Below are 10,101 nucleotides of genomic sequence, written 5' to 3'. Positions count from 1 at the left end.
GTGTGGCGTTCGGCGTGGCGGTAGGCGTGGCAGTAGTGCGTCCAGATACCTGGCTTATTGGCTCACCTTTAAACTTGCGAATCATCCAAAACACTAGTTGGCTACTCCCCCGTATCACTCCGCTTCCTCTTCCTAATCTTGTTTGGCGCTTGCAAAATTGGTTGCAAAATGATTGGGAAATAGGTTTACATAATACTAACGAACTGCTGGCATATACCCTACAATTCATTCCTGTTGTCCAAGCAGTCAATAGAGTACTTGCCAAAATCCCCTCAGAGCAACTTATTTGGACTGTCTCTCGACTGGCGGCAAATCCTTTTGATTGGAATATAGTACGTTTTGCTTCAGCTTCTCTAGATGAAACCCTAAAGTCAACGTTTATCAAAAATTTCTTCCTCTTCCCTCGTTCTTGGGGAGAAGGTTTACAGGCTCGTTTTAATACAGACACTCGCTTAGATACTCCTGCTCGTGCTGCTGCTGCTGGTTTCTGGCATCTGCATGAAAAAGAACCAGCCAGAGCAATAGAGGCTTTTGCTATAGTGCGTTCTTTACTTTATGGCGAGGAAATTTATACCCTTGCCCAAACTTTAGCGGCCTTTAATAAAGCTCAAAAACCAGCTTCTATTGCTGCTATCCAAGTTCCTCCTTTTCCCCAGGAACCGCTTTTACGTCCAATTACTTGGAAAGTCCTTGCTAATCTGCGTCGAGTTGTTGAGGATGTGCAGTTTGTTAATCGCAGCGTCTCACGTTCAGCCAGGTCTTTAGCTCTTAATCGAGCATTGGGCGAACTGACAAAAATCCTAAATCAAGCTGACACCTTGCCGCAAGCAGAGCAAGGGTTAATCATAGATATCGCTCAAACTTGGAAAGAAAGCCTTTTACAAATCACTGGTGAAGTGGGAGAAATTTCCATCACCAAACCTGTGGTTAATCCTTATGTTGTAGGCGACCCTGTTCAAAGTCATCTCTTTGTTGGGCGAGAAGATATCATCAGACAGTTAGAAGAACTCTGGGTGATGGGTAATCAACTCCAGTCTGTAGTTCTCTACGGTCATAGGCGGATGGGTAAAACTTCTATTTTGCTTAACGCTACTAACTGTCTAGGCTCACAAATACAGCTAGCCTATGTCAACTTGCTACGTTTGGGAGATAGCCCCCAAGGTGTAGGTGAGGTGCTAATGGCAATTTGTGATGAAATTTCTCAAACTGTAAAACTTCCATCACCAGCTGACGCTGATTTACTAAATCTCCCCTACCGGACTTTTGAACGCTATTTAAAACAGGTTGAAGCAAACCTAGAAGGTGGGTTAATTATCGCCTTAGACGAATTCGAGAAAATTGAAGATTTAATTGAAGCGAAAAAAATCCCTATCGACTTTATGGGCTTTCTGCGCGGTTTGGTGCAAATGAGTTCTAAAATCGCCTTTGCCTTTGCTGGTTTGCACACTTTAGAAGAAATGACAGCAGATTATTTTCAACCCTTCTTTGCCAGTGTCATTCCTATCCATGTTGGCTTTCAAGAACGTGCAGCTACCCGCCAAATTCTCGCTAACCCAGGTAATGAAGACTTCCCCCTCGACTACATCCCCGAAGCTTTAGATGAAATTTATGCTTTGACACACGGTCAACCATATTTAGTGCAACTGCTGGGTTTTCAGCTAGTGCGCCGCTACAATGACTTTGTTTTTGAGCAAGGGCGATCGCGTGACCCAGTTTTCACAGTAGAAGATGTGGAAGCAGTTATCAATGACCCTGAGTTTTTCAAGCGGGGACGCTACTACTTTGATGGGGTTTGGGGTCAGGCGGCGCGGGGTGGTGAGGGTCAACAGGTAATTCTACAAGTGCTTGCACCTCACCCAGAGGGGCTAAGTCTAGATGCCTTAGCTCAGTCTACAGGTCTGAACGACAGCAATTTACAGGAAGCGCTGAATACTCTGAAGCGTCATGATGTAGTTGAGGAAACTCAGGGAAGCTGGCGGATTATGGTAGAACTTTTTCGCCGTTGGGTTTTGCAACAGTAGCGAATAGAAGGCGAATGGAAGGCGAACGGAATTCGCGCCTACACAGGCAAAGTCCGCCTTCGCGGACTAATTTTAGTGATCGCATTTGCTATTTCGGCGATCGCATTTGTGATTTCGGCGACTCCATTTGCTATTTCGGCGATCGCATTTGCTATTTCAGCGATCGCATTTGTGATTTCGGCGATCGCATTTGTTATTTCAGTGATCGCATTTGCTACTATAAAGGCTTATCTTCTTAAACTACGAGGATCAAGTGCATCTCTCAGCCCATCACCGAGTAAGTTGAATGCCAGCACTGTGAGGATAATCAGCACAGCCGGCGGCCAGATTAGCCAAGGTTGCAATACCAAAATTGAAGCATTGCTAGCCAGAGAAAGCATATTTCCCCAAGAGGGGTCTGGTTGTTGAATTCCCAAGCCGATGAGACTCAGTATCGCTTCTGCACCAATAAAGCTGGGAACTGCAAGAGTCGCAGAGATAACTATATAACTAGCCGTTTGCGGCAAAACGTGGCGGAGGATGATATAAAGTGGGTTCCCGCCCATTGCGCGTGCCGCTTGGACAAATTCTCGCTCTTTAATTGATAGTACCTGTCCTCGAATCACCCGTGCTAAACCAGCCCAGCCAATAATCGAAGTAATTACCACAATCAACAAAAAGCGCTGAGTACTGCTTAAACCAGCTGGCAACACTGCCCCCAAGGTAACCAAAAGATAAATACTGGGGAAAGTCATTAGCACTTCTGCCAAGCGCATTATGATGCTATCAGTCCAACCACCGAAGTAGCCGGAAATTCCACCTACTAGCAAACCGAGGGGAAAGGAAATGGCAACGCCAAAAATCCCGATAAACATACTGATGCGGCCGCCATGCAGCAGGCGACTAAATTGGTCGCGGCCTTGGTCATCAGTGCCCAAGATGTTGAATTTTGCGCCACTTGTTGTGCCAAATAAATGCCAATTTAAGGGAATACCAGCAAAGATTGTGACCTCATCCCACTTCGGGGGTAATGGCAAGCTCATCTGCAACAATCGGTATTCTGACCCGGAGACAAATAAACGCAAAGGCGAGGGCTTTGTCAAGTCTACAATGACTTGGCGATCGCCTGTTTCTAAATTCGTGTCTCCCTGAGTCGTCGGATAAATATGAGGCCCGATAAACTGCCCCGACTGAGAAACCCAGTGTATCTTAGTTGGTGGCAGCAGTGAACCATTGGCCTGTGAAGCATAGGGGTCATAAGGAGCCACGAAATCAGCTGCAATTACCGCTATATAGAAAACTAACAGCAAAATTGCCCCAAATCGTGCCAAAGGATTTTTCTTCAGTCGTCGCCACCAATCCATAGTAGTTATGAGTTATGAGTTATCTGAACTTTTCACGTCGTCTGGAAAAACCCACGAAAAACCTAACCGCCTAACCCCCTTCCCGAAGCGGGAAGGGGGAAAATTCAAAGTCTCTCTCCTTTTAGGAGAGAGAAATAGAAGAGAGGTTTTCCAGATACAGTGAAAAGTCAGATGAGTTATGAGTTATTAAGCTTTTATCTTAACTCCTAACTCCTAACTCCTAACTCCTAACTCCTAACTCCTAACTTCCCACTCCCCACTCCCCACTCCTAACTCGCAACTCCTAACTTCTCTAAATAGCGCTGCTGTTCTTGCTGTTGTTTTTCGTGTTCTACAACAAACACGTTTGAGTAGAGATTAGCGAGAATTTGTTTTCCCTGTTGTGTCAGTGATAGATAATGCAGTCCCTCTTGGATATAGGGATAGACACCATTCCAGTAAAATTTAGCGTAGTTATTACGTAAATCGGCAGGGGTTTTATAGCCCAAAACTTTATTTACACCAGTTTCTTCAAACTCGTAAAATAAAGAAGTAATTTTCTTCAAGTAACGCGGGTCGCTTAGTTGCCCAATCAAATCAGCAGCACGTACTATTCCTGCAAAGCACTTTGTATCTTGCTGATCCTCTGCCGCAGGCACCGGAAATCGAGTCAATTCAATATTGCTCTTAATTGCTTCAGCATCTATTAACTTGTGACCTCCAAAACGCTCATCAATAAAAAGCTTGGCTCTATCGACATGATACGGCGTGAGACTGGCATCAGAAGCGCCAGAAGCTACAGAAATCATTCTGCCATTTTTACCTGTGGCATATAAGTCTGCTGCTTCTCGGTCTTGTCGGCAAACTCCCTTAACGTAGCCAATATCATGACACACTAAGGAAATGATACAATGCAACCAGTCTTCACTGGAAACACCGCCTTCTCTAATGTGTTTGCCACGTAAGATTTCTTGCCCCACTAGGGTGACAAGGACAGTATGTTCAACATTGTGATAAAGAGCGTCGCTATTGGCAATGTTTTCCAAAGCCATGTTACCAGCCCAAGCGATAATGTCCTGATAATCATTTTTGAAGCAGCCATAGGTGCGACGGTAGCCTTCTCGAATTTCATCTACAAAGGCATCAATTAAAATTTCAGTGGCATTGAACATATCTGGTTACTCTGGTAAATACCAATTATTGATTTGATTGATTTCAAAATTCCATAATCAGGGCCACCCTTGCTGGAATTTAGGGCAATGGAATTTGCTCCTTTGTAACTCACGTGTAGCTGTGGACGCTAGCTTAACCTATGCCTGAATTACAATGGCATGGCTTCCTGGCAACACAAAAGCTTCAGAGGAATTATCGGTTGCGTAAAAATTATATGTTTTAAGTATAATAGAATGCATTTTGATTTTGATTTTAATTTAGATAAATCTACATTAGCTTCACTAGTCTTTCATATCTAACCACTGGTTGACGGTGATCTAAATACATATAGTGTGTGATCTAGAGTAGTTAGATGAGATGAGATAATTTTTTGGATCATAATCTACATAAAAATTTTAAGCAGTTATTACTAGTAATTACTCTTAGGAAAAATGTTTTATTACATACTGGTATAAATGAAAGACATTTACTATGAAATGCGTCATAGTTGATATGAAGTAAATAAATTTCAAGTTTTCTTAAGAAAATACCAAGATTGGTATGCATAGACAGAAAGTGGAGGTGGAGTGTGGGCGATGAAAGTGTTTCAGAAGTCGAGGTGGAAGAACCTATAACCTTTGAAGATGCTAGCTTTTTGAGCAAATCAGATCAAAAATCAACCAGGGTATGGTTGAAGCCATTATTCTTGGGTGCTGGTTTAGGAATCGCGATCGCCTTGGGTGGGATGGGTGTATTAAATCGTCTTCCGGCTCGTCAACAAAGTGCGATCGCGGATAAAAAAGTCAACCCAGCGATGACAGTCACCATCGCCACAGTAGAAACCGCCCGTGTTGTCCGTACCCTCAAAACTACTGGGACTGTAGCAGCGAGTGATTTAATTCCGGTGCTGCCGCAGACAAACGGCTTACAAATCAAAAGCATCCCCGAAAATGTCAAAGAAGGAGCTTTTGTCAAAAAAGGTCAAGTGTTGGCGGTGTTGGATGATTCCATACTGCAAAACCAAATTAGTCAAGCAAAAGCAGATGTGGAATCTAAACAAGCAGATGTGGAATCTAAACAAGCGGATTTGGCATCTAAGCAAGCAGATTTGGCATCAAATAAAGCAATAGTTCAGCAAAAACAAGCCGATTTAGCTCAAGCTAAGGCAAGGCGAGAGGAAGCAGCCAAGAATTATCAGCGCTATCAACAACTTGCTGACTCTGGGGCGATTAGTAACCAAGAACTTGATACTCGTTCCTACACTTTGAAAACTGCCATACAAGTTGTGAACCTGGGCCAAGAAAATGTGCGTAGCGCCCAGGCTAATATCGGCAGCGCCCAGGCCAATATTGGTAACGCTCAAGCTACCATCAACAGAGCCAAAGCCGATGTCCGCAGCAGTGCTGCTAAGGTGCAACAACTGCAAACTCAGTTGGGACAAACTGTGGTGCGTGCGCCGGTTTCGGGAGCGATCGCCGAGAAACTGGCTAGAGTAGGTGATGTCACAGGTGTGCCGCCGCAAACCCAGGTGGGAACTGTGATTGGTGGCACACAAAAGCTATTTTCGATTATCCGAGATCAAAAATTAGAACTTCAGGCGAAGGTGCCCGAAACTCAACTAAATCAAGTGAAAATTGGCGCATCGGTGGAAATTACTTCAGATGTCGATCAGCGCGTGCGATCGCAGGGACGAGTCAGGGACATACAACCACAGGTGAACGATCAAAGACGTGAAGCTACAGTAAAAATTGACTTGCCGCCAACAACTTTACTTCAACCAGGGATGTTTGCTAGTGCTGCAATTACTACTAACTCAGGGATGAGGATGGTAGTGCCGCAAAAAGCAGTGCAGTCCCAAGGAGACGCAAGTGTAATTGTATTCATTTTATCGGGTGAAAATACAGTCCGCAGCCAGAAAGTAGAGTTAGGAGATCCTGGTAATGGCGACATAGTGGAAATCAAGAGTGGGTTGCAGTTAGGCGATCGCGTCGTAGTTGATGGTGCAGGCTATCTCAAAGATGGCGACAAAGTTCGAGTTGCAAATTGAACAAGAATTCAGAAGTCAGAATGCAAGACGCTCTCTACGAGACGCTAAAAGCGAACGCAGACTCGCTCTAAGCCTTCGCCTAGCGTCTCGTAGAGAAGCTATGCCGTTGGCGTTGGCGTAGCCTCTCGTAGAGAAGCCTCTCGTTCGCGGTAGCGTCTCCTCTTGGGAGAAGAGAAGGCTTTACGCTGCGCTATCAGTGGCAATACTGCGTAGGTTTTGCCTAAAAAAGCACTCCGGTGTAGGTTTGGTTAAGGAACGAAACCCAACATTTTCAGGGATTTGTTGGGTTTCACGACCTTCAACCCAACCTACAAATCTACTGAGATGTCGAATCCAAAATCTAAAATCTAAAATCTAAAATTTCCCAATGTCCTTTAATATCTCAGCCTGGTCAATTAAAAAACCTGTTCCCACAATAGTTTTATTTTTAATTTTAACAGTAGTCGGTTGGTTCTCCTTCATATCCTTGGGGATTGATACTAATCCAAATATTGATATACCAACAGTTTTGGTAAACGTCACTCAACCAGGTGCAGGCCCGGCAGAACTAGAATCCCAAGTGACGAAAAAAATTGAAGATGCCGTCGCGGGGTTGGGCAATATCGATTATATGATTTCCACCGTCAGCGATGGGAATTCTAAGACGACAATCAATTTTGTTTTGGGTACAAATAGCGATCGCGCCACCAATGATGTTCGGAATGCGATCGCTCAAATTCGCCAAGATTTACCCCAAGATATCAACGATCCAATTGTGGAACGCCTGCAATTTTCCGGCGGCCCGGTGATCACCTACGCAGTTAAATCAGATCAGCGTTCTGTAGAAGAATTAAGCAACCTCGTAGACCAAACCATTAGCCGCGCCTTATTGGGAGTCCGTGGGGTGGCACAAATTCAGCGTGTGGGTGGGGTTGACCGAGAAATTCGGATTAATCTTAATCCAAACCGCTTACAATCTCTAGCGATCACCGCCACCCAGGTAAACGACCAAATCCGCGCTTTCAACATTAACTTACCTGGCGGACGTGCCGAAGTTGGTGGTAGCGAACAAAGTATTCGTACTTTAGGAAGTGCCACCAGTGTGGATATTTTGAAAACCTATGAAATCCTCTTACCACAAGGTGGTTCCGTACCCTTATCCAGCTTGGGAACCGTAGAAGATAAATTTGGCGACGTGCGTCAAGCCGCCCGCTTGAATAATCAACCCGTGGTAGCTTTCCAAGTGTTGCGTAGTACTGGCAGCGTTCTGGTGACTGTGGAAGAAGGAGTGAAAGCAGCAGTCAAACAACTGGAAAAAACACTTCCCGCAGATGTCAAGCTAGATTTAATTTTTACTAGAGCCGATATTGTCCGCCAATCCTACCAAACCACCATTGACGAATTGATTCAAGCTTCGGTGTTGGCGGTCATCGTTATTTTAGTGTTTTTGCGGAACTGGCGAGCAACATTAATTACGGCTGTTGCCTTGCCCCTATCAATAATTCCCACCTTCGCAGTCCAGCAAGCCCTTGGTTATACACTCAACAACATGACTTTGTTGGCATTGGCGCTGGCGGTGGGCAACTTGGTAGATGATGCCGTTGTGGAAATTGAAAACATGGAACGGCACATGGCTATGGGCAAGTCAGCTTGGAAAGCTGCTTTTGACTCTTCTGACGAAGTAGGATTAGCGGTAATCGCAAGTTCCGCGACGATTATTGCGGTGTTTCTGCCCGTTGCCTTTATGGGTGGGATTCCGGGGCAGTTTTTCCAACCATTTGGTGTTACCGTTGCCGTTTCCACAATTTTCTCAACTCTTGTCGCGCGGATGGTTACACCCATGATGGGGGCGTATCTTTTAAAGGAGAAAGAGGAGAGTAGGGGAGTAGTAATAAAATTTTTCAATTTTAAATTTATACTTCCAGGTAGCGGGAACGGAAGTAGAAAACTCATCACTGAAAAGCGTCGGCGTTTTCAACCTTATAGATCACTCCTAGAGTGGGCGTTACGCCATAGATTGACAACAATGGCGATCGCCTTAGTTTTCTTTATTGCTAGTCTGACGCTGGTTCCCTTAATTCCCAAGGGTTTCGTTGATGATGGCGACTTCGGATTTTCTAATGTATCTATAGAACTAGCTCCTGGTTCCACTTTAGAAGACGTTAACAAGGTAGTCACACAAGCAACTAACATCATCCGGCAAAACCCAGTAGTTGAAAGGGTGCTAGCCACAGAAGAGATCAATTCTGCAACCCTTAGCATTAATCTCAAACCCAGAGAAGAACGGAATATTTCCCAAAAACAGTTTGAGGAACAAGTGCGCCCTTCCTTTGGGCAAATACCGGGAGCGAGAATTAGTTTTCAAAGTCAGTCACCAGGTGACACTGGCAAAGGTTTATCAATTGTCCTCAGAAGTGAAAATCCTCAAGCATTGAATCAAGCTGCTGATGCCCTAGAAAAGCAGATGCGATCTATAACCGGATTGGTAGAAGTGTCTTCGACTGCGAGTTTGGTTAAACCAGAGATTTTGATAATTCCCAACCCACAACGGGCAGCAGATTTGGGCGTGACAGTGCAAGCGATCGCTCGTACTGCTTCCCTTGCTACCATCGGCGACAATGAGGCCAATTTGGCAAAATTTAATTTGAGCGATCGGCAAATCCCCATTCGTGTCCAAATCGACCCAAAAGCGCGGGCTGACATCAACACAATCACAAATCTCCAAGTCCCCAGTCAAAATGGCAGATTGGTTCCCCTTGTGGCAGTGGCAGATATCCGCTTTGGTAGCGGCCCAGCTACCATTAACCGCTACGATCGCGCTCGTCAAGTTGCCGTAGAAGCCAACTTACAAGGGATTTCTTTAGGACAGGCAGTCGAGACAATCAACAAACTACCTGTGATGCGAAACTTACCGCCAGGAGTAGTACAGCAACCTTCAGGCAGTGCCAAAATTATGCAAGAAATTTTCGGTCGCTTTGGCGGTGCATTAGGGCTGGGATTAATGTGTATCTATGCAATTCTGGTGCTGCTGTATAACAACTTCCTGCATCCATTGTCGATCATGGCAGCTTTGCCCTTTTGTTTAGGTGGCGCACTGGTAGCGTTGATGCTTGCCCAAAAACCCTTGGGACTTTATGCCCTGATTGGTATCGTGTTGCTGTTGGGGATTGTTACCAAAAACTCGATTCTGTTAGTTGACTATACAATCATCAACATGCAAGAAGGTAAAACCCAACGTCAGGCACTCATAGAATCAGGCGTGTCACGTCTGCGCCCGATTTTAATGACTTCTCTGGCAACGATCGCAGGTATTCTGCCCCTAGCATTAGGAATTGGTGCGGGTTCTGAAGTTCGCCAACCAATGGGAATTGCCATTATGGGCGGTTTCACAACTTCCACCCTGCTGACACTGGTGGTAGTACCAGTGATATTTAGCTACATTGACAACTTCCAGAATTGGATTATGGATAGATTGCGCTATGGCTTTAGCAAAAAACCATCGCGCCCATAATGCCCAATACCTAAATTTGTGCGATCGCATTTCCCAGTGGGAATCATAATAAACACCCCACCCCCAACC

General features: G+C 45.0%; 6 protein-coding genes. 4 read left to right on the top strand and 2 right to left on the bottom strand.

What is annotated here, in order from left to right:
• Together HWQ41_RS06830 and HWQ41_RS06825 are read left to right on the top strand one after the other, a co-directional pair.
• The coding region (locus HWQ41_RS06830) for a helix-turn-helix domain-containing protein (RefSeq protein WP_292760904.1) at window positions 1–2,021 on the top strand (2,021 nt) is incomplete at its 5' end.
• A gap of 14 nt (window positions 2,022–2,035) precedes the next feature.
• Window positions 2,036–2,260: a hypothetical protein gene (locus HWQ41_RS06825; RefSeq protein WP_292760902.1), complete on the top strand. Its 225-nt coding sequence runs from the start codon at window positions 2,036–2,038 to the stop codon at window positions 2,258–2,260.
• On the opposite strand, the gene HWQ41_RS06820 is transcribed toward HWQ41_RS06825, so the two are convergent.
• Together HWQ41_RS06820 and HWQ41_RS06815 are read right to left on the bottom strand one after the other, a co-directional pair.
• Window positions 2,249–3,364 (bottom strand): ABC transporter permease, encoded by a 1,116-nt coding sequence (locus HWQ41_RS06820; RefSeq protein WP_292760900.1) that lies wholly within the window; start codon window positions 3,362–3,364, stop codon window positions 2,249–2,251. The two genes, HWQ41_RS06825 and HWQ41_RS06820, sit on opposite strands and share 12 nt — an antisense overlap.
• Window positions 3,365–3,633: 269 nt before the next feature.
• Complete coding sequence (locus tag HWQ41_RS06815; protein WP_292760898.1) at window positions 3,634–4,515, bottom strand: Npun_R2479 family HD domain-containing metalloprotein; 882 nt, start codon at window positions 4,513–4,515, stop codon at window positions 3,634–3,636.
• Window positions 4,516–5,084: 569 nt separating this feature from the next.
• On the opposite strand from HWQ41_RS06815, the gene HWQ41_RS06810 reads away from it, so the two are divergent.
• Window positions 5,085–6,542 carry an efflux RND transporter periplasmic adaptor subunit gene (locus HWQ41_RS06810; RefSeq protein WP_292760897.1) on the top strand — a complete coding sequence of 486 codons (1,458 nt, stop codon included), beginning with the start codon at window positions 5,085–5,087 and terminating at the stop codon, window positions 6,540–6,542.
• Window positions 6,543–6,909: 367 nt separating this feature from the next.
• Entirely contained in the window at window positions 6,910–10,032 is a 3,123-nt protein-coding gene (locus tag HWQ41_RS06805) for an efflux RND transporter permease subunit (RefSeq protein WP_292760895.1), read from the top strand.
• Window positions 10,033–10,101: the final 69 nt, after the last annotated feature.

It is taken from the genome of Nostoc sp. NOS(2021) (genome assembly GCF_017115025.1).
Lineage (GTDB): Bacteria > Cyanobacteriota > Cyanobacteriia > Cyanobacteriales > Nostocaceae > Nostoc.
This window is presented reverse-complemented; position numbering and strand designations above follow the sequence as displayed.

Bases quoted from the DNA above. Each gene is read 5' to 3' on its own strand.
- HWQ41_RS06825 (WP_292760902.1), top strand. From the start codon at position 2,036: ATGGAAGGCGAACGGAATTCGCGCCTACACAGGCAAAGTCCGCCTTCG.
- HWQ41_RS06820 (WP_292760900.1), bottom strand. From the start codon at position 3,364: ATGGATTGGTGGCGACGACTGAAGAAAAATCCTTTGGCACGATTTGGG.
- HWQ41_RS06805 (WP_292760895.1), top strand. From the start codon at position 6,910: ATGTCCTTTAATATCTCAGCCTGGTCAATTAAAAAACCTGTTCCCACA.
- HWQ41_RS06815 (WP_292760898.1), bottom strand. From the start codon at position 4,515: ATGTTCAATGCCACTGAAATTTTAATTGATGCCTTTGTAGATGAAATT.